Annotated in this window: 19 protein-coding genes; 7 read left to right on the top strand and 12 right to left on the bottom strand. The window is 69.3% G+C overall.

The window, feature by feature from the left end:
* Positions 1 to 17 precede the first annotated feature (17 nt).
* Entirely contained in the window at positions 18 to 2,636 is a 2,619-nt protein-coding gene (gene leuS / locus ACFC1J_RS01105; protein WP_375901716.1) for a leucine--tRNA ligase, read from the bottom strand.
* A gap of 123 nt (positions 2,637 to 2,759) precedes the next feature.
* Between leuS and ACFC1J_RS01100 the strand changes: the two genes are divergently transcribed.
* Positions 2,760 to 3,818, top strand: coding sequence for an App1 family protein (locus ACFC1J_RS01100; RefSeq protein WP_375901714.1), 1,059 nt, complete (start codon positions 2,760 to 2,762; stop codon positions 3,816 to 3,818).
* Positions 3,815 to 4,768: a 3-methyladenine DNA glycosylase gene (locus tag ACFC1J_RS01095; RefSeq protein ID WP_375901713.1), complete on the top strand. Its 954-nt coding sequence runs from the start codon at positions 3,815 to 3,817 to the stop codon at positions 4,766 to 4,768. Before ACFC1J_RS01100 ends, ACFC1J_RS01095 begins: the two co-directional genes overlap by 4 nt.
* Positions 4,769 to 4,787: 19 nt before the next feature.
* On the opposite strand, the gene ACFC1J_RS01090 is transcribed toward ACFC1J_RS01095, so the two are convergent.
* Positions 4,788 to 5,993: a glycoside hydrolase family 3 N-terminal domain-containing protein gene (locus ACFC1J_RS01090; RefSeq protein ID WP_375901711.1), complete on the bottom strand. Its 1,206-nt coding sequence runs from the start codon at positions 5,991 to 5,993 to the stop codon at positions 4,788 to 4,790.
* A gap of 86 nt (positions 5,994 to 6,079) precedes the next feature.
* Between ACFC1J_RS01090 and ACFC1J_RS01085 the strand changes: the two genes are divergently transcribed.
* Positions 6,080 to 7,369, top strand: coding sequence for a threonine/serine exporter family protein (locus tag ACFC1J_RS01085; RefSeq protein WP_375901709.1), 1,290 nt, complete (start codon positions 6,080 to 6,082; stop codon positions 7,367 to 7,369).
* 19 nt (positions 7,370 to 7,388) lie between these two features.
* On the opposite strand, the gene ACFC1J_RS01080 is transcribed toward ACFC1J_RS01085, so the two are convergent.
* Positions 7,389 to 8,459 carry an NAD(P)-binding domain-containing protein gene (locus ACFC1J_RS01080; RefSeq protein WP_375901707.1) on the bottom strand — a complete coding sequence of 357 codons (1,071 nt, stop codon included), beginning with the start codon at positions 8,457 to 8,459 and terminating at the stop codon, positions 7,389 to 7,391.
* A 164-nt stretch (positions 8,460 to 8,623) separates the two neighbouring features.
* Positions 8,624 to 9,625, bottom strand: a complete 1,002-nt coding sequence (locus ACFC1J_RS01075) for a helix-turn-helix domain-containing protein (RefSeq protein WP_375901705.1) — start codon at positions 9,623 to 9,625, stop codon at positions 8,624 to 8,626.
* Positions 9,626 to 9,710: 85 nt separating this feature from the next.
* On the opposite strand from ACFC1J_RS01075, the gene ACFC1J_RS01070 reads away from it, so the two are divergent.
* A complete protein-coding gene (locus ACFC1J_RS01070) occupies positions 9,711 to 9,938 on the top strand; it encodes a hypothetical protein (protein ID WP_375901703.1) in 228 nt (75 codons plus the stop codon).
* A gap of 35 nt (positions 9,939 to 9,973) precedes the next feature.
* On the opposite strand, the gene ACFC1J_RS01065 is transcribed toward ACFC1J_RS01070, so the two are convergent.
* The 3 genes from ACFC1J_RS01065 to ACFC1J_RS01055 are packed head-to-tail and all read right to left on the bottom strand — an operon-like array spanning position 9,974 to position 15,521.
* Positions 9,974 to 13,330: an ATP-binding protein gene (locus ACFC1J_RS01065; RefSeq protein ID WP_375901701.1), complete on the bottom strand. Its 3,357-nt coding sequence runs from the start codon at positions 13,328 to 13,330 to the stop codon at positions 9,974 to 9,976.
* Positions 13,327 to 14,055: a DUF4194 domain-containing protein gene (locus ACFC1J_RS01060; protein ID WP_375901699.1), complete on the bottom strand. Its 729-nt coding sequence runs from the start codon at positions 14,053 to 14,055 to the stop codon at positions 13,327 to 13,329. Before ACFC1J_RS01060 ends, ACFC1J_RS01065 begins: the two co-directional genes overlap by 4 nt.
* Positions 14,052 to 15,521: a DUF3375 domain-containing protein gene (locus ACFC1J_RS01055; RefSeq protein WP_375901697.1), complete on the bottom strand. Its 1,470-nt coding sequence runs from the start codon at positions 15,519 to 15,521 to the stop codon at positions 14,052 to 14,054. The genes ACFC1J_RS01060 and ACFC1J_RS01055 overlap by 4 nt, the downstream gene beginning before the upstream one ends.
* Positions 15,522 to 15,689: 168 nt before the next feature.
* On the opposite strand from ACFC1J_RS01055, the gene ACFC1J_RS01050 reads away from it, so the two are divergent.
* Complete coding sequence (locus ACFC1J_RS01050) at positions 15,690 to 16,880, top strand: hypothetical protein (protein ID WP_375901695.1); 1,191 nt, start codon at positions 15,690 to 15,692, stop codon at positions 16,878 to 16,880.
* Between the two features lie 76 nt (positions 16,881 to 16,956).
* Here ACFC1J_RS01050 and ACFC1J_RS01045 read toward each other — a convergent pair whose 3' ends face one another.
* Complete coding sequence (locus tag ACFC1J_RS01045; protein WP_375901694.1) at positions 16,957 to 17,619, bottom strand: hypothetical protein; 663 nt, start codon at positions 17,617 to 17,619, stop codon at positions 16,957 to 16,959.
* 55 nt (positions 17,620 to 17,674) lie between these two features.
* Here ACFC1J_RS01045 and ACFC1J_RS01040 point away from each other — a divergent pair, with 55 nt between their 5' ends.
* Positions 17,675 to 18,565 carry a DUF2262 domain-containing protein gene (locus ACFC1J_RS01040; RefSeq protein ID WP_375901692.1) on the top strand — a complete coding sequence of 297 codons (891 nt, stop codon included), beginning with the start codon at positions 17,675 to 17,677 and terminating at the stop codon, positions 18,563 to 18,565.
* A gap of 117 nt (positions 18,566 to 18,682) precedes the next feature.
* Here ACFC1J_RS01040 and ACFC1J_RS01035 read toward each other — a convergent pair whose 3' ends face one another.
* The 4 genes from ACFC1J_RS01035 to ACFC1J_RS01020 form a co-directional block, all read right to left on the bottom strand.
* Entirely contained in the window at positions 18,683 to 19,612 is a 930-nt protein-coding gene (locus ACFC1J_RS01035; protein WP_375901690.1) for a hypothetical protein, read from the bottom strand.
* A 228-nt stretch (positions 19,613 to 19,840) separates the two neighbouring features.
* On the bottom strand, positions 19,841 to 20,323 hold the full coding sequence (locus tag ACFC1J_RS01030) for a hypothetical protein (protein ID WP_375901688.1): 483 nt from the start codon (positions 20,321 to 20,323) through the stop codon (positions 19,841 to 19,843).
* Between the two features lie 927 nt (positions 20,324 to 21,250).
* Positions 21,251 to 21,802: an ImmA/IrrE family metallo-endopeptidase gene (locus ACFC1J_RS01025; protein ID WP_375901686.1), complete on the bottom strand. Its 552-nt coding sequence runs from the start codon at positions 21,800 to 21,802 to the stop codon at positions 21,251 to 21,253.
* Between the two features lie 3 nt (positions 21,803 to 21,805).
* Positions 21,806 to 22,177 (bottom strand): hypothetical protein, encoded by a 372-nt coding sequence (locus ACFC1J_RS01020; protein WP_375901684.1) that lies wholly within the window; start codon positions 22,175 to 22,177, stop codon positions 21,806 to 21,808.
* A gap of 311 nt (positions 22,178 to 22,488) precedes the next feature.
* Between ACFC1J_RS01020 and ACFC1J_RS01015 the strand changes: the two genes are divergently transcribed.
* Positions 22,489 to 23,076 carry a hypothetical protein gene (locus ACFC1J_RS01015; RefSeq protein ID WP_375901683.1) on the top strand — a complete coding sequence of 196 codons (588 nt, stop codon included), beginning with the start codon at positions 22,489 to 22,491 and terminating at the stop codon, positions 23,074 to 23,076.
* The last annotated feature ends 4 nt before the right edge of the window (positions 23,077 to 23,080 follow it).

Here is a 23,080-nt window from a genome sequence, read left to right as displayed (position 1 = left end):
CGGAGCGCAATGGAGATTCAGCCCTTGACGGCGAAGTTCACGATCTTCGGAGCCCGGACGATGACGCGCACGATCTCCTTGCCGTCGAGTGCGCGCTGCACCTTCTCGTCCGCGCGGGCCAGCGCCTCGAGATCCGCGTCGCCGATCTTGGCGGGCACCTCGAGCGTGGTGCGGACCTTGCCGTTGACCTGCACGGCGCAGGTCGCGGTGTCCTCGACGAGCAGCAGCGGATCGGCCTGACGCCAGGTGACGAGTCCCACGGACGGCTCGTGTCCGAGGATCTCCCACATCTCCTCCGCCGTGTGCGGAGCGACGAGGTCGAGCATGACGGCCACGGTCTCCGCGGCCTCGCGCACAGCGGGGTCGGCAGGGCCGGATCCGGCGTCGATCGTCTTACGGATCGCGTTCACCAGCTCCATCAGACGCGCGACCAGCACGTTGAACTTGGTCTGCTCCACGAGCGCGGGTGCGTCGGCCAGCAGGTGGTGGGTGATCCGGCGCAGCGCCGCATCGCCTCCGTCGAAGACGACGTCGACGGCGCTCGAGACGTCCTGCGCCGCGCGCAGCGCACGGGCCAGGAACTTCTGCGCCCCCGTCGTCGAGACATCCTTCCAGTCCTTGTCATCCTCCACGGGGCCGGCGAAGGCCAGGGCGACGCGCAGCGCGTCGGCGCCGTAGGCGTCGAGCTCCTCCTGGAAGAGCACCAGGTTGCCCTTGCTCTTCGACATCTTCGCGCCGTCGAGGATCACCATGCCCTGGTTGATGAGGCTGGAGAACGGCTCGGTGAAGTCGATCAGGCCCATGTCGAACAGGATCTTGGTGATGAACCGCGCGTACAGCAGGTGCAGGATCGCGTGCTCGACACCGCCGATGTACGAGTCGATGGGCGCCCAGCGGCGGGCCTCGTCCACGTCGAAGGCCACGGTGTCGCTGTTCGGCGACAGGAAGCGCAGGTAGTACCAGGAGCTGTCCACGAAGGTGTCCATGGTGTCCGGGTCGCGCAGCGCCGGCTCGCCGGTGCCGGGCACGGTCGTCTGCACCCAGCTGGTCGCCGCTCCCAGCGGCGAGGATCCCTTCGGCGACAGGTCCAGGCCCTCGATGCTCGGCAGGCGCACGGGCAGTTGCTCCTCCGGCACCGGCACGATCTCGCCGTCCTGCGTGTGCAGCATCGGGATGGGCGTGCCCCAGAACCGCTGGCGCGAGATCAGCCAGTCCCGCAGGCGGTAGTTCTTCGCGGCACGGCCGGTGCCGGCCGCCTCCAGCTGCTCGATCGCGCGGGCGATCGCATTGCGCTTGGAGAGGCCGTTCAGCTCGCCGGAGTTGATCATGCGTCCGTCGCCGGTCAGCGCGACGCCGGTCTTCGCCGGGTGCTGGTCGTCGAGCGATTCCAGGGGCTCGATCGGGACGCCGTCCTCGTCGACCTCGATCACGGGCAGCGCGCCGGTGATCGGAGCGGTCGTGTCCACCACGACCTTCACGGGCAGGTCGAACGCGCGGGCGAAGTCGAGATCGCGCTGGTCGTGCGCGGGCACGGCCATGACCGCGCCGTGGCCGTAGTCGGCCAGCACGTAGTCGGCGGCCCAGATCGGCAGCCGCTCGCCGTTCACGGGGTTGATCGCGAAGCGGTCCAGGAACACACCGGTCTTCGGGCGGTCGGCGGACTGACGGTCGATCTCGCTCGTCTTCTGCACCTGGGTCAGGTAGTCCTGGAAGCGCATCCGCACGTCCTCGGACGACCCCGCGGCCAGCTCGGACGCCAGATCGGAGTCGGGCGCAACGACCATGAAGGTCGCGCCGTGCAGCGTGTCGGGGCGCGTGGAGAACACGGTCACGACGCCCTCGCGGCCCTCGATCGCGAAGTCCACGTCGGCGCCGATCGAGCGGCCGATCCAGTTGCGCTGCATCTGCAGCACCTTGTGCGGCCAGAAGCCTTCGAGCTGGTTCAGATCGTCCAGCAGGCGGTCGGCGTAGTCGGTGATCCGGAAGTACCACTGGGTCAGGTTCTTCTTGACGACCTCGGCACCGCAGCGCTCGCAGCGCCCGTCGACCACCTGCTCGTTCGCGAGCACCGTCTGGTCGTTCGGGCACCAGTTCACCGGGCTCTTCTTGCGGTAGGCCAGGCCCCGCTCGTACAGCTTCAGGAACAGCCACTGGTTCCAGCGGTAGTACTCCTCGTCGGAGGTGTGCAGCACACGGCTCCAGTCGAAGGAGACGCCGTAGGCCTGGAAGCCCGCCTTCTGCTGGGCGATGTTCTGGTACGTCCACTCGCGCGGATCCGCTCCGCGACGGATGGCCGCGTTCTCGGCGGGCAGCCCGAAGGAGTCCCAGCCGATCGGGTTCAGCACGTTGTGTCCGCGGTGACGCCAGAAGCGCGCCACGATGTCGGAGTAGAGGTAGTTCTCGGCGTGCCCCATGTGCAGATCGCCCGACGGGTACGGGAACATCGCCAGCACGTACTTGCGGGGGCGCACGTCCTCGGCGCCACCGGCCTGGAAGGTCTCGTTCTCGGCCCAGTACCTCTGCCACTTCTCCTGAAGCCGCTGTGCCTGGCGCGCCTGAAGCTCGTGCACCGGCAGCGACTCGTCGATCGACGGGGATGCGGTGTGGGACGGGTTCTCAGACAACGCGACGACCATTCTCTGCAGCAGGGGAAAAGAATGCCCCGAACAGGGCAACCTCCAGATTATCCCAGCCCACGCGGACCGGCGTTCCGCGCCGGAGCCTGCGTCCGCGCGCGGACATGAAAGACTAGAGGCGCTATGCCCTCGTCCTCAGCCCGACCGGAGCGGATCCACTGGTTCGCCCGCCTGGAGCACCGCTTCCACGCGTGGCGCGAGCGGCGCGCCCGCAAACGCGGCCGCACCGCGAGCATCGTGCCCTTCCCGGGCTACGGCGGCGCGGGCTGGATCCGGGTCGTCGGCCGGGTCCTGATCCTGCCGAAGACCCGCCGCGGCGGCAAGGACGCGAGCGTCCGAGGCTGGCGCAGCTTCGTCGGCATCCCGGTGAGCTTCGCGACCGTCACGATCACCGTCGCGGGCCGCACGCACGAGGTCGCAGCGGATCGCGGCGGCGTCGTCGACTGCCGCATCGACGCAGACCTCGCCCCGGGATGGCAGCAGGTGACGATGGCCGTCGAAGGCCAGGACCCGATCCCCGCGCGGGTGTTCGTCGTCGCCGACGACGTCCGCTTCGGGGTCATCTCCGATGTCGACGATACGGTCATGGTGACGGCCCTACCGCGCCCGCTGATCGCCGCGTGGAACTCGTTCGTCGTCGACGAGCATGCGCGCACCCCGGTCCCCGGCATGGCGGTGCTGCTCGAGCGACTCATGCGGGACAACCCCGGCTCGCCGATGATCTACCTCTCCACGGGCGCCTGGAACGTGGCTCCGACGCTCAACCGCTTCCTCTCCCGGCATCTCTTCCCCGCCGGGTCCATGCTGCTCACCGACTGGGGCCCCACGCACGAGCGCTGGTTCCGCAGCGGACGAGAGCACAAGCTGCGGAACCTCTCCCGGCTCGCGGAGGAGTTCCCGCACATGCGGTGGCTGCTGATCGGCGACGACGGGCAGCACGACGAGGCCATCTACGGGCAGTTCCTCATCGATCACCCCGAGAACGTCGCCGCGGTCGCGATCCGTCGCCTGCTCCCCGCGGAAGGCGTGCTCGCCGGCCGTCGCGCCGCGGCTCGTGCCGACGGCGACGGCGCCGATGCCGAGGCACGCGACGAGGATCTCGCGCCATGGGTGAGCGCGGAGGACGGCGCAGGCATCCTCGACGAGCTCATCGACGCCGGCGTCGTGCGCTCGGAGCCATGAGCGGCCCAGCCGGCGCGCCGGCCCTTGCTCTCGCCTCGGCGCCGGGCTCTGCCGCGACGGCGGCCCCTCGCACGCGCCTGGATCGCGCAACCTGGTCCGCTCGCGCGGAGGCGCACGCGGAGCGCGCCGACGCGCTGACCGCGGAGCACCGCGCCCGCCAGGCCCGCTGCGAGAAGCACCCGGTGCACGATTTCCTGTTCACGTACTACGGCTACAAGCCGGGCCAGCTGCGCCGCTGGCATCCCGGGGCGGGAGTGGCGCTCGAGGACGCCGCGGAGCGGGCGGACTGGCGCTGGTACTCCCCCGCGCCGGATCCCGACGTCACATCATCCGGATCCGGATCCGATGCCGTCATGCCCGACGCGGACGCCTTCGCGGCCGACAAGCCGGAGCTCGCGCGCCTCGTGCACGCGATGCTGGTACGCACGGCCGCGCGTCCCGGGCAGTTCGGCTGCTTCGGCCTGCACGAGTGGGCGATGGTGTACCGCACGCCGGAGCACCGGCACGCGGTGCCGCTGCGGCTGGGGCAGGCGGGCACCGACGCGGTGGTGGAGCATGGCGAGCTGCGCTGCACGCACATCGACGCGTTCCGTTTCTTCACACCGGAGGCGGTGCCGCGCAACCGGCTCGTCCCGACCCGCGAGACGCAGCCCCTCCTCGAGCAGCCCGGTTGCCTGCATGCGGGCATGGACGTCTACAAGTGGGCGATGAAGCTGGGACCGCTCGTCCCCGGCGAGATCCTGCTCGACGCGTTCGAGCTGGCCCGCGACATCCGCGTCCTGGACATGGAGGCGGCCCCCTACGATCTCTCCGACTGGGGCGTCGTCCCGGTGCGGATCGAGACCGCGGAGGGCAAGGCGGAGTACGTGCGCCGTCAGCGCGAGTTCGCCGAGCGCGGCAACATCTTGCGCGCCCGGATCCTCGAGGGCTGGCGGGGCACGGCGCGCTGACGCGCGGAGCCGCGACTGCTCAGTGCCGACGGGCGGCGACGTCCAGCCGGAGCGCGACCACCCGGGACGCCGCCTCGCGGAGCCGATCGGCGGGAAGAGCGCCGCTGCGGACCGCGGCGACCAGCCCGTCGGCGATCTTCTGCGCCGTGTCGGGCCCCGCACCGTCGAGGGCGAGCACGAGGTCGCTCCCGGCGACCACGGCCTGCACGGCGTCGGCCACCTCGTCCGCGTACGCGGGATCGCCGGAATCGACCAGCATGTCGAGATCGTCGGTGACGATCACGCCGCGGAAGCCGAGGTCGTCGCGCAGGATCTGATGCCACCGCGGCGACAGGGACGCGGGCTGCGCGTCGACGGCCGTGTACGCGAGATGCCCCATCATCACGATCGGCGCACCCGCCCCGATCCCGGCGAGGAACGGCGGCGCCACCTGGGAGCGCCAGGTCTCCAGGTCCATGCCCGTGCTCGGGATCATGTGGTGCGAGTCCCCCTCGGCGGCCCCGTGTCCCGGGAAGTGCTTGAGGGTCGAGGACACCCAGGACGCCTCTCCGCGCACGGCCGCGTCGACGCGCTCGGCGGCGGCCGTCGGATCCGTGCCGAACGAGCGGTCGTAGATGAACGACTCCGGCGAAGACGCCACATCCGCGACGACCCCGAAGTTGACCGTCACACCCGATTGCGCGAGCAGCATCCCGCGCCGGGCGAACGCCGCCCTGGTGACGGCAGGGGACTGCGCCTTGAGCACGTCCGCACCGGGCTGATCGTCCCAGGGCAGGCGGACCACGTCTCCGCCCTCCTCGTCGGTCGCGATCAGGGGCGGCAGCGCAGGGTCGGTCGTGAGCGCGGCGGTGATCGCATGCAGCTCGTCCGGGGTGGCGGGCACGTTGGAGCCCATCAGGATGAACCCGCCGAATCCGCGGCTCATCATCGCGCGCATCGCCGTCGGATCCGTACCAGGCGTGTTGCCCATCACCACGGCGGACGCCTGCTGCGCGAGATCCATCCGCGCCACGGCGTCCTGCGCGCGGGAGCGCGGGGACGACGTCGGTGCGGGTGCGGCGCTCTGCGTGTGCGCGGTGGGCGCTGCCACTCCGGCTCCCCCCGACGACGCGGGATTCGGTGCGCAGGCGGATGCGGCGAGCAGGGTCGAGAGCAGCAGAACCACGGCGCCTGCACGCGGGCCGGCCGCGTGCGACTCGTGGGATCGCCTCGTGAACACCCGCATGCCTCCAGCCTAGGTCGCCCGTGGCTGGGCGTCCCCGGGGTCCACCTGCCGTCGGCGAGCGGCCGCACGTTCTACGATTTCAGGTGATGTCCTCTTCCGACCCCGTCTCCCCCGACGTCGCCCTCGGTGACCTCGGCGCGCTGCTGCTCGATTCCGGCGTGTCCGTGACCGACGTCCGCGGCACGCTCGAGCGTGCCCGCGACGCGACCGCGCCCGGCACCGACCTCTCCTTCGCGGTGCTTCCCGAGCACGTGTTCGTGAGCCGTCCCGGCGTTCCGGGAGCGACCACGATCTCGGCCGGAGGCGGGCCGGGGCTGACCTTCCGCCAGACCGCGCACGCGTCCCGCCTCGCGCGACGGCTCGAGGCGGGACGCGTCACGCTGGACCAGGTGCCCGCGCACATCTCGCACATCCGCGGGCTGGAGCGCAGGCACCCGGTCCTGCAGACGGCGCTCGGCGGCGCACTCCTCGCCGCAGGGCTCGCCGTGCTGTTCCGCTGCCCGTGGTGGGCGATCGTGCTCGCGCTGCTGGTCGGCGGGCTCGTCGCCGCGATCGTGCTGGCGACGGAACGGATCCGCGCCGCAGCCGCCGTGGTCCCGTTCGTGGCGTCGCTGATCTCCACCCTCGTCGTCGGGGTGGTCGCCGATCGCCTGGATCTGGGCGCGGTGCCGCTCTTCGCGGTGTGCGCGCCGGTCGCGCTCCTCGTCCCCGGCGCCCTCATCACAAATGCGCTGCTCGAACTCACCGCGGCCGACATCGTCACCGGGGCGTCGCGGCTGGTGTACGGCCTGATCATGCTCACGTTCATGGCGGCGGGGATCTTCACCGGCGCCGCGGCCACCGGGCTGCGCGTGGATCCGCGTTCCGCCGCCCTCGTCGGCGAGACCTCGCTCGTCACGGGGCACGGCGGGTGGGAGGCGGTGCCGCCTCTGGCGTGGAGCTGGATCGGCGTGGTGGTGCTCGCGATCGGGATCGGGCTGAGCTTCGGATCCGGTTTCCGTCTCACGATCGCGACGGTGATCGTGATGATCTGCACCTATGCGGCGCTGATGCTGCTCAGCCCGTACACTGGCAGCACCGTCGCGACGGGGATCACGGCCGGGCTGCTGTTCCTCGCCGCGCGCGTGCTGGAGAGGATGACGCTCGCGGTCCCCGCGACGGTCTCGTTCCAGCCGGCGTTCCTGCTGCTGGTCCCCGGCACGGTCGGGCTCGTCGCGCTCGCGTCGTTCGACGCGGCGGCGCTCGCGGCCGCCCCGATGATCTTCATCAGCCTGTGCATCGGGACGAAGGTCGGCGCGCTGCTCGCGGACGCGCTGCGGATCACGCGCCCCGTCGCCCCGTCCACCGCGACCGGCTCGATCCGCATCATCCGCTGAGCCCGCAGGCCGGATCGGCTCAGCCCGCGTCGACCGCGGCCGGCGTGCGCGCGAGGTACCACTGCACGCCGCGCGCCGCGGTGCGACCGGCCCTGTTCGCGCCGATCGTGCTCGCCGAGGGGCCGTACCCCACGAGCTGGATCCGCGGATCCTTCACGGCCGTCGTCCCCCGCCCGTCTCGGTCCAGCTGGATCCCGCCGCGCTCGCTGCGCAGGTGCAGCGGAGCGAGGTGCCCGATCGCGGGGCGGAACCCCGTCGCCCAGAGGATCACGTCCACAGGCTCGAACGAGCCGTCCGCCCAGCGGACGCCGTCCGGCTCGATGCGCTCGAACATGGGCCGGCGTGCGTCGTAGACGCCGAGCCGCGCCGCCTCCTGCTCCTGCGGCCGCAGCATCAGACCGGTCACGCTGACCACGCTCTGCGGGGCGAGCCCTTGCGCGACGCGCTGTTCGACGAGCGCCACGGCGGCGGCTCCCGCCTCGGGGGTGAAGTCGTCGCTGCGCCACACCGGCGGGCGGCGCGTGGCCCACATCACGTCGGCGATCGGCGCCAGCGCACCCAGGAACTGCACGGCCGACGCCCCGCCGCCGACGACGAGCACGCGCTTGCCGCGGAAGTGCTCCGGTCCCGGATAGTCGACCGTGTGGAGCTGCTCCCCGAGGAAGGTCTCCATCCCCGGGTAATGCGGCAGGAACGGCTGCGTCCAGGTGCCCGTGGCGTTCACGAGGGTGCGCGAGCGCCAGCTCCGATCGCCTGCGTGCACGACGAGAATCCCGTCGTCATCGGCCACCCGGTCGACGCGCACCGGCCGGATCACCGGCAGCTCGTGGGTGCGCTCGTAGCCGGCGAAGTAGGCCGGCACCGCGCGGTTCGCCCGCTCCGCCGTGCGCGGAGGCGGAACGGATCCCGGCAGCTCGGCGACGCCGTGCACGTCCTGCATCGTGAGCGCGTCCCAACGGTGCTGCCACGCGCCGCCCGGTGCCTCGTCCGCGTCCAGGACCACGTGCCCGATGCCGAGCCGGCGCAGATGGTGCGAGCTCGACAGGCCGGCCTGGCCGGCGCCGATCACGATACTGTCGAGGATGTCCACGGCCGATGCAACGTCCCGAGCGTTCTCCGTGTTCCGCGCATCGATCTGCGGACGCCCGGGGGATTCTTCGCCGGGACGCGTCACTATCGGCGGCGACCACCGATGGTGACAGCGGTGACGCCGCCCGCGAACCTGCCGCCGAATCCCGGGCGAGCAACGGGTCGCTATCCGAAGGACAGCAACTCTCGCTCCGCCGTCTCCTCCGCGAGGTCGCAGGCGTACGTGCGACGGTAGGCCGTCGGTGCGATCCCGACCTCGCGGGTGAAGTGGTGCCGGAACAGCGTCGCGCTGCCGAACCCGCAGGTCGTGGCGATCTCCTCGATCGATGCGTCCGTCGTCTCGAGGGCGAGCCTCGCGTGCAGCACGCGCTGAGAAGTGAGCCATTGCATCGGCGTCACCCCGGTCTCCGCGACGAACCTCCGCGCGAACGTGCGGGTGGACATGTGCGCGCGCTGCGCGAGCGACGCGACGGAGTGCGAGGCGCCGAGACGCTCGCTCATGTGCGCCAGGATGTCACCCATCGCATCCGAGTCGGCCTGGGGCACCGGTCGCTCGATGTACTGGCGCTGCCCGCCGTCGCGCTGCGGCGGCACGACCATGTTCCGGGCGATGACGTTGGCGATCGCGCTGCCGAGCTCACGGCGCACGAGGTGCAGACTCGCATCGATGCCCGCCGCGGTGCCGGCGCTCGTGATCAGGTCGCCGTCGTCCACGAACAGCACGTCCGGGTCGATGCGCGCCGTCGGGTAGCGCCGCTGCAGTTCTTCCGCGTACCTCCAGTGCGTCGTGCACGGCCTGCCGTCCAGCAGGCCGGCCGCCCCGAGGATGAAGGCCCCGGAGCAGGCGCTCAGCAGGATCGCCCCGCGATCCGCGGCACGGCGCAGCGCATCCAGCAGCTCGGCCGGGTACTCCTCGGCGGGGCGCACCCGTCCCGCCGGCACGGCGATCACGTCGGCGTGCTCCATCGCCTCGAGCCCGTACGCGGGGGTGACCTGCACCCCGACCTCGGTGGTCACGGGTCTCCCCGCCTCGATGCCGCACACGCGGAAGTCGAACGCAGGGACGTCCGAGTAGACGCTGCGGTCCAGTCCGAACACCTCGCTGAGGAGGCCGAACTCGAAGACCGCGAGCCCGTCGATCACGGGAAGGGTGACGCTGTGCAGCATGTTGCGATCATAGTGGCAGAATCTTTATGGCGAAAGTCTTTCCGCCATCTGGTGGCAGAATCCTTACGCTCGTAGCTTTAACGTCATGACCGAGACCGCCACGACCCCCACTCCTCTCCGGATCCCCCTGACCCGAACGGACGCGTCCCCGCGCTCCGCTGCGGACACCGCGGCGTCGCCGCAGCGACGCCCGCGTCTCGCGATGCCGGCGTGGCTGCCCCGCCGCATACTGCAGCGCGGCGGCGTGCCCACCCGCGAGGACCAGCGCGCGATGAGCGATCTGCGGGCAGCGCTCGACCGCAGCGACTGGTGACGCGCCGGCCCTGATCCGAAGATCCGCGCCACGGCTCAGTGAGCCGCTGGCAGCGCCACCTTGAGCTTCGCCCAGGATCGGCCCTGCGTGTCCTTCAGGATGTCGTACTCCACGTCGACGTGCGGTTCGATCGCACTGTACTTGTCGTTGGGCGCCCCGATGACGAGCTGGAACCCGAGCCCGCGCCACGCGCCGATCGCGCGCTTGGTGAAGTGCGCGTCGGCCTTGATGAGGGCCTCATCCATGAATACCGGGGCGTAGCGCGGACGCTCCGCTCCGGCATCGCCCAGCTGATAGCGGAGCGCCGCGCCGACGATGAAGGCGATGAGCTCCTGCGACTCGCCGCCGGACTTCTCGCCGATGTGGTCGTAGAGCGCGACGTGCTGCTTGGTGTCGGCCGTGACCCGCTCGGCGCTCACCCGCACGTGGTTGCGCACGTCGATCAGGTCGGCGAAGTCGGGCGCGGAGCGTCGCAGGTGCCCGATGAGGCGCGACATCCGGCGGTAGGCCTGCTCGCGCTCCTGATCGCCGGAGGCGGCCTCGATGAGCCCTCGCACCTCGCGCAGATCACGGCGGAAGCGCTTGCGCGCCTCGGACTGGCTCTCGCGGATCGTGATCTGCAGGCGGTGGTGGTCGTCGTAGAACGGGAGGTCCTGCATGATCCGATTGATCGGCTCGATCCGCTCCCGGATGTCCCGGAGCGCCCGGCCGAGCGTGGAGTCGAGGTTCGTGAGGTCGTTGCCCGAGAGGTGGACGAGGCTATCCCTCCACTCGCTCTCGAGCCGGTGCAGTCCGCTCGTCTCCAGCGCCGTGAGGATGCTCTCGAAGTCGTCGACGTAGAGATCCGGGTCGGCGATCAGGTTCGGGTTCTCCCAGCGCTCCAGGAACCCGCTCATCAGGCGGCGCATGCTCTCGCGCTGCTCGTGGTGCGCCTCGAAGGCGCTCGCGCGGTCCTCGGTGAGCCGGGTGCCGGCGGTCTGCAGCGCGCCGTCGAAGCGCTCCAGCAGCACCGAGGGCGCGGCCTTGGCCGACGCGGGCGAGGCGAAGCGGTCGTCGAGGTACTGCGCCTGCTCCGCGCCCACGGCGCGATCGGATCCGGCCGCCTCGTCGATCAGCGTCTGACCGGCGTCGACGTCGTCGGTGATCTCGCCCCAGCGCCGCTCGACCTGCTGGCGTTCGGCCGTGGCCGCGCCGATCTCCTCGCGGAGTCGTCCCGCGAGTGCCTTGGCCTTCTCGATCTGCGCCGCGACCCCTGTGATGTCAGGGTTCTTCTCCGCCACCTCCGACTCGACGCCGCGCCAACGCTCCTGCACGGCGACGAGGGCATCGACGTCGACCTGATCCCACACCACATCCACGATCCTCGCGAAGGCCGCACGTTCGGCGTCGAACCGGTCCAGCGCCGTCTCGGCCGCCGTCACGGCCTCCTCCGCGCGCTCGAGAGCCGGTCGCAGCTCCTCGACCGCAGTCTCCAGCTCCCGCAGTCGGGCGCGGTTCGAGAAGCCGAGCACGTTCGCCCTGCCGTGCCCGCCGTGCGCGCCCTGGTCTCCGCGGGAGACCTGGCCGGTGATCGTGAGCGCCTGCTCGTGCGCTGTGAGCTCCGCGGCGGAGTTCACGCAGACGAAGCCGAACCGCTCGGCCAGACGCACCTGCAGCCAGCCCGTGAAAGGCGTGTCGGCGTACTCGAGACGTCCCGAAAGGCGGTTCTCCGCTCCCCCGCCGCTCGTACGGAGACCGGTGTGCACGCCCTGGTAGGTGAGCCGGCGCGGAGTGCGGACGCCGTCGATCGCGGTGCGGAACCGATCGAGATCGGCGACATCGAGCAAGACGGTCGTGGCGAAACCGCCGAGGGCGAGGTTGAACGCCTCGCGCCAGGGCTCGTACTCGGTGCGGACCTCGATGAGCTCGCCCACGAAGGGCAGCTGGTGCGGTTCGAGCCCCGCCGCCTCGGCGAGCAGCTCGCGGGAATGGTACAGATCGCCCGGGATGTTGCCGGAGAACGCCGTGGCCTCCTCGGCGGCGCGCTCGCGCTGCGCGAGTTCGGCCTTCAGGCCGTCTCTCGCGCGACGTGCGTCGGCCCAGGCCTCGCGCGCGCTGCCCTTGGCATCCGCGTCGCCGAGCACCGTGCGGGCGCGGCCGACGAGCTTGTCGAACTCCGCCCGGCTGCGCACCTCCGCACCGAGCGCGCGCAGGTCCTCATCGAACCTCGCGCGAAGCGCCCGTGCCTCCTCAAGACGCCGCTCGACGCCGCGCAGCTCCCGCTGCGCGGTCTCCAGCCGGTCGCCGCCGCGCTCGCGCAGCAGATCCCGCAGGCCGTCGTGCTCGACCTCCGCGGCCTCCGCCTGCACGCGCTTCTCCCGCACGAGGACATCGAGCTCGCGCGTGCGGTCGCGGAGCTCGCCCTCCACCTCGCGGAGCAGATCCATGCGCCGCTCGGCGCGCCACAGGGAGGCGACGGATGCCGGATCCTCGAAGACGCCGACCGCGTCGATGAGCGTCATCCGCCCGGCCGCGGCCTCGATGCGCCGACGCAGGTCGCGGATCGGCTCGAGAGCGGCGACCTGCTGTCGTGCGACGAGCATGCGCTGCTTCGTGCTCTCCAGCTCGTCGAAGTGCACGACCACGGCGTCCGCGGTGCGCATCGTCTCGGGCTCCTCGAGCACCAGGCGCTTGTAAAGGTCGTCGACCGTGGTGATCTGCTGTCCCGCCTGGATGCGGGCGAGCAGGCTCATCGCGTTCGCGCCGGATCCGGCGGCCCCGATGCCCAGGACCGAGTGCAGCCGGGCCGAGAATTCGCGGTCCGTGCCCACGGGCTCCAACCCGGCGGCGCGCACGGAGGCGTCGGTGAGGCGCTGCACGGCCGCGCGCTCGAGCGTCGCGAGATCGAACGCCGTGTTCGCCGTCGCGCGTACGCGCACCGTGTCCTCGAGCACACGCGCACCTGCGGGGATGTACCAGGCGCGCACGGCCGTGAAGCGCGAGTCGTCGTGGTCGCGCCAGGTCATCGCGATCGCGGTCCAGGTGTCTTCGCCGTCGCCGCGGAGCACCTGCACCTTCGTCCCCTCCTCGGTGCGCGTCTCGTCGAGCTTGCCGCGGCCGTAGGAGAGCACGTTGCGCTGCTCGTCGCCACGGGGGCGACCGGTGACGCCCCCGTTCGACGCACCGTTGAACGGGGTGGTGTGCGGCATCATGAGCGCGATGTAGGCGTCCATGAGCGTCGACTTGCCGGATCCGGATCCGCCGCAGAGCAGGGTCGCGGCGGGAGAGAACCGCACGCGGTGCGGTCCTCCGTCGTAGCCGCCCCAGTTCACCAGCTGCAGATCCTCGGCGACCCACTGCTGGCCGCGGGAGGCTTCGGGGATGAGTCCGAAGAGAGTGTCGACCATGGTCATGACAGGGCGTCCTCCAGGGCTTCCTCGGCGTCCTCGTCGAGCGCGATGCCACCCGCAGCGGCGCGTCGTTCGGCGGCGCTCTCGCGCAGCCAGTCGCGCAGCTCGGTGAGCTTCTCCGCGCTCAGCACGACCTCGACGAGGGGACCGATCCGGTAGCGGCCGGTGGTCTCCTCGCTGATGATCCCGTCGTTCGAGAGCTTGCGCATCGCATCGCGCACGGCCTTCTGCCGTCGCGAGATGTCGCCGTCGGCATCGGTGAAGTAGCTGAGCACGGTCTGCTCGACATCCTCGATGTCGATGCGCGGCGCGGCCTCGCCGGCGACGTTCTCCCGTTCGTAGACGGTGCGCAGGTGCACCAGCACGAGGGTCTCGGAGCGGGTGTAGGGCGTATCGCGCAAGAGAATCGGGATGTCGAGCTCGTCGACGCGGATCTGCTGCTTGTAGGCAAGGCCGTGCTCGTGATCGACGATCAGCCGGATGTACAGGTCGTTGAGGCGCGACTCGATCACCGTCTGGTGGTCGAGGAGGGTGCGCCACTCGGTGCGGTTGCGGTCGGCGAGCAGGAAGCGCCGGTGCAGGATGAGCGCGAGCGTGCGCCGCACCTCGCGGTCGAGCACCCCGCGGTCGCCGGGGAACAGCTCGGCGAGGTCGTCCTCCATCGCGACGGGCTCGATGAACCCCGAGGTCTCGGTGGCATCGGAGGTCTCTGCAACATCGGCGGTCATCGTTCCTCTTCCTTCCTCGCACGGGCCGTCACGGATCCGAAGGCGAATCGGCGCGCGGTGCCGTCGGGACGCACGGTCTCCACGATCGACATCCCGTCCGTCTCTGCCAGGCCGTTGCGGTGGGCGATCTCGAGCAGACCGAGCAGATCGACCGGGCGGCGAGTGCTCTCCGCGACGATCGCCTGGAACGCCTCGCCGAGGTCGAACGTGTCGCCGAGTCCGGAGACGTGGGCTTCGAGCTCGGCGTAGTGCGGGCCGCCCCAGGCGCGCGTGTCGGCGTCGACGAACTCGACGTCCTGCCCCTGCGTGAGCAGCGCCGCCGGCGACCCGGGCGGGCGAATGTCGCCGAGCGACTGGCGCAGGTGGCCGATGCTCGCGACCGGCAGGCGGCGGAGCGGATCCACCGGGGTCTCCGGGGTCCGCGTCTGCGTCCAGGCCTGCATCCCCGCGATGACGTCGCGCAGCAGCTCGTCGACCTGGCGATCGCGCGCGGGGTCGTGCGTGCGCACCTGACCCGCGATGACGTGCGAGGCGCGACGCTGCGCGGTCAGCACCTCCTGCACGCCCAGCTCCATGCGGCGCCCGATCATGTCGAGCTCCGTGCGCTGCGTGCCGTCCAGGAGCTGCGCGAAGGGGCGCGCGAGCAGGCCGTGCAGCTGATCCGTGAGCTCGTCGATCCGCTCGGGGTCGCCGATGAGGCGCAGCGCGCCCGCGAACGCCTGCCCCTCGCGCGTGGACTGCATGACCTGCTGGCCGCGCAGCAGGTACTCGCGCAGCACCTCGCCGGTCGGGCGCTCGTCGCGGCGGAGGTCGCGGATCACGTCGCGCTGCATCGCCTTGATCGACTCCGCGACGCGCGTGAAGTCCGCCGGCAGCCCCCGGGAGAGGTGCAGGACGTTCTCGGCCTCTTCGAGCAGTTCGTCGTCCGGCACCGGGTCGGCCGCCCCGCTCTCGAGCGCCGCGATCTGAGCATCGAGCGCGGCGCGCTCCGCACGCAGGCGCGCGAGACGTCGTGCCGGATCGCCGTCCGCATTCCCCGCGAGGCGCTCCACGGCCTCGAGCAGGGTGCGCACCCGGGAGTTGGAGACGCGCGCGCCGCCACCGGTGAGGTCGGCGATCTCCAGCGCGCGCACGGCGTGCGCGGTCAGACGGTAGACCTCGCTCTCGCCCTCGATCTGCTGACCGAGCCAGCCGACCTTGACCCAGTACCGGCACACCTCACGACCGGAGGTGGCGGGCAGCCGGCGGTCGTCGTCCTCGTAGCCCGCCGCGCGGAGCTGGTCGAGCATCTCGCCGACCTCGATATGGGCGTCGGCGACGGCCACCGTCGGCCGGTCGGCGGAGAACATCTGGCTCAGCGCCGCGACGACGAAAGGCGCATACCGGCCGTGCAGCAGGTCGAGCGTCGGCGTCTTGAACGCCGCAAGAGCGCGCAGATAGGCGCCCTCTGCTCTGCTTCCGGTCACGATCGATCCCTACGACTGTGGAACGCGACGTTCCCAAAGGCTTCAGCCTATCAAGGGCGCCCCTTGCTGCGGAGCCCCCCTCCCCGCTCGGGGCGATAGGTTCTTGGGGACGCGCCTTGTCGAGCTGCGAGGGGTCGGGGTGTTGCGTCATGGTGGGGGGGGGTAACGATGGATGCGCCGATCGATGAGGTGCTCACCCGCGCTCGTCGTCTTGTCGAAGAGGGGGAGCAAGGATCCGCGCGAGCCGCGCTGTTCGCAGGGCTCTCGCGTGCGCACCCCGCGGCGGATCCGGTCCTGGCACGGGCGATCGCCGAGGCGAGAGTCCGCCGCGGCGCGCGGACCGCTCCGCGACGATTCTCCCGTCCGCTGGCGGCTCTCGCCGTCCTGATGCTGCCTGTCTCCCTGGGGGCCTGCTCTTCTCCGATGGACGTCGCAGAGGCCGAGCGCGCGGCGGACGCGACCTGCGAGATCCTTCGCCCGCTTCCGGGCGTCGGGTCGGCGGACTGCACCGTGGACGACGGCGGATTCGACGCGGGGATTTCGAGGGATACGAACGTCGAGCTGGATCGGCGTGCGACGGCGGAGCAGGCGCACCGCGTGATCACCACCTGGCTGTCCTCGAAAGACGGAGGCTTCGACGAATACGAAGTCAGCGGTTCGGGCGCGGCCCCGCTGCATCTGACCGTCGCGACCGTCGCGGAGGCCTCCTTCACCGTGGGCCCCGGTTCCGCGCCCACCGGAGTCACCTTCGTCCAGGAATGGCTGGGCCGTGCACAGAACGGGATGCCGATCTCGGCTTCCGTCGACGACGGCCGCAGGATCCGGCTGGCCGAAGACGGCCTCTCCCCCGCGGAGCAGGCCGACCTTCTCGACGAGTTCTCGATGCAGACGCGGACAGACCTCCTCACCCTTGCGATCGGGTCCGACTCCACCATCGAGTCCCCGGTCCCGGCGTCATTGGGACCGATCCTTCGCGAGTTCGACGCCGCCCACCGCGGCCTCGCCCGGAACGACCCCGAGCGCGAACTCGAGCTCAGGGTCGACGTGTTCAAGAGCGGCCCACCCAGACTGTGGTGGAGGATCCCTACGGCCTTGGCGCCGACTCTCACCTCGGATACGGCTCTCACCGATGCCCCCGGATGGGCGTCGATCCGCACCCTGCTCGAGGCCGCCGCTCCTGGCGGCGACGTCTACAGCGTCACCATCACCGCCCGCCCGGGACAGGTGCTCGGGAGATTCAGCACCTCCGGATGCGAACCGGAGCTGTCCGGCCCGGCGGCCCAGTTCGGCGCTGAGCTGCAGACGCAGTGGGCCACGATCCACGGCATCGACCCGACAACGGCGGCCTGCGTCGAGTGAGCCCCCTCCGGAAGCGCCTCGGGTAGTCCCCCGGCTGGACGCCGCTCGCGATGCGGCGGCGGAGCGACGTGGAACTCTACCGTCGGTAGGCGGGCTGTGCCAATGGGAGGGGCTCGCGGTTCGCGGCGACCCAGCAGACTGCCAACTCCGCCAGCCTGTCGGCTGTGTCCGTCGTCAGGATGGAGTCGGCCAGAGACGACGCCTCTTCCGTCAGCTCGGCGTCGATCGGCGTTCCCTGGCGCAGCATTGCGGGGATCGAGGCCGCCATCAGGGCGTAGTCGGCGTCCCAGTTGGCGCCCCCGTTGTCGTGCAACTCGGTTCTGATTCTCCCGGTGACACGAATCAGCTCGCCCTGCACGGTGGTTGCCGCCCCGCTCGATGGTACGAGCGCATCCCACAGCCCATCGTGCTGAGCCTTCCAGTTGCCGGAAGGGAGATCGATGCGATCCTGCGCATCGATGGAGCGTCGCGGAACAGGCGACACGGTGAAGAGTTCGTAGAGCAGCGATAGCCCCGCGTCTGCTTCGTCGAGGAGTCGCGGTGCGAAGCCGTCGCGATAGAACTCGAAGCGCTCTCCGATGCGCTGAACGGCCTCCCGCATGCGGTCATCGACCTGCGCGCCCTCGTTCAACAGCACTCTCGCCCGTGAAGCGGTGCCCGCGATCTGCACGTTCGCTGACGTCTCCAGCAACCTGACGAGTTCTTCCGAAGCGGAGCCGGGGACACGGGCGTTCGTCATTCGCCGAGCCTAGCCCGATCAGGGCCGCGATCCCAGCGTCGTTAGAATCGCGGATGTGACGGAATCCTCTGAGCAACTCGCACGGCAGGAAGCACGATTCGATGCCGACATCGTGGAGATCGCCGTGGTGACCGGGCCGAATGGCGTCACCGGCCACAAGGTTGGGGCAGGGCATCCGCTCGGGGCGGACGGGTTGTGGACAGCATCCATCGACGTAACCGCATGGGTGTCTCTCGTTCCTGATTCCCGACAGGAACTCCACACGAAAAAGGCTCAGCTGGTGCGGCTCGTCGACGAGAGCGAACTCGCAATGCTGCGGGAGAGCATTCGCGGAGATCAGATCTACACACTTCAAGTGCGTCAGGGCAACGGGTATCTGAGCCCGTCGGAAATGACAGCGAGGAACAAGCTGGCGGAGATGGGTTTCACGTTCGATACGGTCGACGAGTTTCTCCTGGTCGAGATTCTCCCGCACCGCGATGTAGCAGCGCTCGAGGCCGTTCTTGCCGCTCAGACGACACCGCAGACGTTCGAGTCGTCAGCCTTGGGTTCGATGATCGAGGACCGCGCAGTGGGGTGGTTCACGCGACGCGTGCCATGGCTCGGGCGCGAGATCGAGGTGTCCGTCACAGCGGCGAGCGTTCCTCAGATGCAGAAGACGACCCGCACGATCGCGACCCTGACCGAAGACGCGGATACCTGGCAGACGGGCGCAGCCGCCTTCGCGGCACAAGAACTGTGCCCGCTGTACAACGAGAGCTGGCGTGAGGACACCACGTCACTCGACGCAGATGAGTTTGCGTCCCGGCTCCGGTTGCTGTCGATTCACGTCGGAAGCGATGATGGTTCGTTCAGCCTGGAGTTCGACGACGGCGCCATGTTCGGCGGACACAGCATCCATCTCGATGGATCGCTGAACGGAACGTTCACAAACGCGGGAATCTGACCGAGACCGCGTATCGACGGCATCGACATCGGCGAAGACGAAAGGGCGGCGATCCGACTCCCCGCGGAGCAGGCCGACCTTCTCGACGAGTTCTCGATGCCGTCACGGCACGGCGCCTCAGCTCATCGCCGTGATCACGGCGGCCGCCGCCAGCCCCAGAACGATGACGAGGGCCCCGATGGCGAAGCCGCGACCCGACCGGGACACCGCGAAGAGCGCGTCGCGCTCGACGCTGCGGCTCCTCCATCCCGATGCCGTCTCGACCGGCACCGGCGCCTCCGGCCAAGAGAAGAGGGAGACGAGACGATCGATGTCGCCGACCCAGCGCCAGAACGCGGGATCGGCGAACGGGAGGGCCTTGCGGGCGATGACGTAGATCCGTCCGCCGTGCACCTCGATGTCGCATTTCCCGGCGACCTCAAGCAGAGCATCACGCACCTGCGGTGTCAGGTGCTTCCGCACGGCATCGTCGTCCTGGGGCTCGCAGTAGACACGGACCCGCGCGTCAAAGTCCTCGTTGATGCTGACCTGATGCTGTGTGCCTCCGCGAGTCGACGCCTGGCTCCAGACGTCGCCGAACCTCGTGGCCACGGTCATCGATGGCGCTGCGGCCCGAAGATCCAGCGCGACATAGCTCGAACTGTGCGCGACTGTCGAGCGCCCCATGCTCCGCGCGTAGCAGTAGGTGCCCGCTTCGAGCCCGGATCTGGCGGGCGCGCGCAGCAGATCCCTGATCGCGAGCGGCCCGCCGGCGCGGAATCGGGTGACGGGATGCTGCACCGCAGGCTCGGCGACGACGTAACTCATCCGGTTGTCTGCGGCGAAGCGCGTGAGCCGGTAGGTGCTCTCGTCGAGCTCCCGACGGCGGGATCCGAACGCTCTGATCTGCGCGATCGCGAACGGCGCGACCATGAACGCCGCGATGATCCAGGTGAGGACGTTCATCCCATCTCCGCCGAAGATCATCTGCACGAACACCACCATGATCGCGGCCAGCACCCCGAAGCCGAGAACCTGGACGACGACGCCGATGACGAGCCGTCGCACCGACAGCTCTTCCTCAGCGCTTCCGTGGATCGCGCTCCCCCGCGGGCGGACGTGTGCCGATCGGTCGACCGGTCCCCGCAGGGCGGCGGTGTCGAACTCGAGGGAACTCACGCCATCCATTGGTCCTCCATCACGAAGATCGCTCAACGGAGCAGTCTGCCACCTCGCATGCGGGGTGCCCGGCCGAGTCTTCGAGCGGATGGCATGCGCGGTAGCGAGGTCAGAGTCTCACCGAGGTCCGGTCCATGCGCCATAGCGTTCGGTCATGCCTGTGAGGCCGACTCCCCCTGTCCCCGCATTCGTCACGCCCAGTGGAGCGAGGGCGTCCGCCGCCGCCCTCAGATCGACCACCTCGTGACCGTCGGTCGTGTCCGCTCCGGCCGTGATCTCAATCGCGTTCGGCTCCCATGGCACTGCACCCCAGATCGCCTCGACGACCGCATCGAGTTCGTCTGCGGAGAACGGTTCGCCGCTGTCTGTCACGAGTGACAGGTCAAGCCGGTAGGCGAACCCGTTGAGCGACTTTCCGAGGTCTTCCACTGCCAGCACTCTGGGGGACGCGGCCACGACAGCCTCAGCGATGTTCCCGTAGCCGGTCGCTTCACCGGCGCGGTGGTCGATCTCCGAGGCGATGACGGAGCAGCCTGTCGCCGCTCCGCACAGCAGCACGCTCGCGAGCGCGACCGCAATCGCCCTCTGACCCATGTTCATCGATCGCATCCGTCCACCATCCCACAGCTGACGGATCGCAACCCGATGGCGGGCAGCGCTGAGACCCGTGAGCGCTGCGCTTCGGGGCCGAGCCGGCGACAGACCCGGCTTTCGTCCCGCGGAAGCCATAGAAGTTGTGGCGTTGGTGTCTTCGCGCATGCGTCTCGCACGCGCGGCGTCTGCACTAGGTAGGGTCTCGACGCCCTCCATGGCCGTTCAGCAGCGGGCGTTGCTTTCCGTCGCATCTCGGGAACAGAGTGTTTCCCACCCCATCCGAATACACGAAAACCCCTGGGTGACCAGGGGTTTTTCGTGGACCTACTGCATGATTACTCCAAACAATCGCGACGGCTCGCAAGCCCCGCTGATCTGTCGAGCAAAGCTCATCGCTCACGGCGCCCGTTCACATCCGCTGCCGCCGTGAAAAGTCGAGCCCGGCAGCTCAAGCCGGCGGAGCTAAGCGTCCTCATCGCGCACTACCGCGAGAACGCGAGCGTCATCGCGGCGGCCAATGCGCTTGGCGTGACCCGCCAAACTGCAGCGAAGCATCTGTCCGCCGCTGGCGTCGCAACCGTTCGACGAATGACCGTGACCGACATCGCTTTCGCCGTCGGGGCATACCAAGACGGTCAGTCCGCAGCAAGCATCGGGCGGCGACTCGGATTCGATCCACAAACCGTCCTCACCGCACTCCACAACGAGGCCGTACCCATCCGCCCCCGCCCAGGCCGGTAGCCGTTCGCCGCGTCGCCCGCGACAAGAACCTGAGGCAGGTCAATTTGCTCCGTGAGACATCGCCGCGAACTGCAGCGGGATTCAAATCCCCCCGACTGTGCGGAAGAGGTCAAGGCCTTCGCGAGCGCAGCATCCATCCAGCATGGAGAAGGACGGCACTCTCAACCCGTACGGGTCGCGCCCCTTCACCGCCTAGCGTTTGGCCCGAGCCCGTCGTCGAATCTCATACCCGCCGGACATGCGCATGCGCCATTCGGCCATCTCGACACTTACCTGATAGCGAAGCGCAACGGATTGCGGCGCGAGACCTCGAATCGCAGATCGTCTGGCACCTTCGAGCGGGACGAGAATTGCGCCCGCGAGTTCAGCTGCCTCCCGCTCCATCGCCTTGGAGGTGCCGCCGCATCCTCCACCCTCGTCCGTCCACGCCGGGGACGGGTCGTGTTCGGCCTCGAAATGCGCAACTTCGTGCGTGAGGTCGGATCGGGTTCGTTCTGGGCTGCGTTCCGGGTTGTAGATAACGAAATGCCGACGTCCGTCGTGGAGCAAGGCTGCTGACCATACGTGGGGCCGTTCTTCCAGGAAGTGGCGCATGGCTGCTTCATCAGCGGTGAACTCTCGCAACGAGATAAACGGGATCCCGTTCTCACTGGACCATTGGAACGGGTCGAAGGGTTGATCGTCACCTAAACCAAAATCCTTGCGGACTTCGCTCGCGAGGCGACCCAGTGCAGCCTTGTTCATCCGTCAGCTCGGTTTCCTCGTCTGCTGGAAGTACACAAGCCCCTGCGACAAGATGTTGGTCAGATGTTCTTTGTCTTGTTCGTCGAGGTCGCTTCTCGCACGTAGGAGGGCATTAATCGACGAGCCAAGCTCGGGTTCCTCCCGGGACGCAAGTTCTTCTGGGTCGATCATGAAGACATCAGCAGAGATCCGTAACCAACGGACGATGCGCGCGTACGCGTCAAGATCTGGGCGCTGATCGTTGCGTACGCGGGTGAGCAGCGATGGGCTGACACCGATCTGGCCGGCAGCTTGCCGCCAAGAGATCCCATCGGCTTTCACCCGTTGTTCTAGTGCGCTGGCAAGGCCGTTGACGTCAATCACGGTGTTGGTCATCGAGGCTCCAATGTCGAGGGTGATGCTGTGACTTGGTCATCCCAGTGTATCGCGGACGATGGCGCGTGTTGCGCAACTGAAACACGGCGTGTTAGCATCGGCGTACTGTTTCACTACTGCAACACTCCTGAGGAGGATGTGATGGCTAAGAACACGGGCAAGGGCTTCCGACAAGGCGCAGTCTCTGGCCGATCCCAGTCGTACAACCCGAAGACGGGAACGCACACAAAGCGCGACACATCAACGGGTCGTTTCATGGACGGCAAGAGCGACGGCTCGCCGTTCAAGGGCGTCCGACGAGAGGACTAGTCATGGAAATCGGCCTCGGAGCATTCATCCGCTTTGCCAATGCCACGCCGAAGGCGCGCCCCCGCATCGCGCGGCAGATTGCGGACCAGGTGACGAGCGAGTACGCACCCGCAACGGACTTCTGGCGGCCGGTGCGTCAGGCAATCGTTCGGGACCGCAAGACCACGCGAGATGGCACCGCATTGCACCAGGTGGTGCAAGCCGCCCCCACCGTGCGGCGGCCGAGCTTCGAAGCGATTCGAGACCGATGGAGTGATGTGGCTGCGCGGTGGAACGGCGCTAGCCACATTCCCTCCGGAAGCAAGCGCATTGATCTCGGCGAGGTCCTGATCCGCACCCATCCGCTCGTTGCCGAGCAGTGGAGCGACGGGCATCGCGAGGCCGCCTACTTCTGGTTCAACAAGGAGGAGCTCGCCGATGACACCATGCGCCTGGTTCAGCACCTCATCGCGCGCGAAGAGGATGGCGCCGTCGCTCCTGTCTTCGTGGACATGCGACGGGGCATCGTCGCTCCCGCTGAACCCGACGCCCTCGATCTCGACGCGAGGCTCGAGGAACTTGGTCACGAGTACCGCCGGCTGACGGACTAGGAGT

The organism is Microbacterium sp. NPDC056052 (assembly GCF_042266785.1).
Classification (GTDB): Bacteria; Actinomycetota; Actinomycetes; order Actinomycetales; family Microbacteriaceae; genus Microbacterium.
This window is presented reverse-complemented; position numbering and strand designations above follow the sequence as displayed.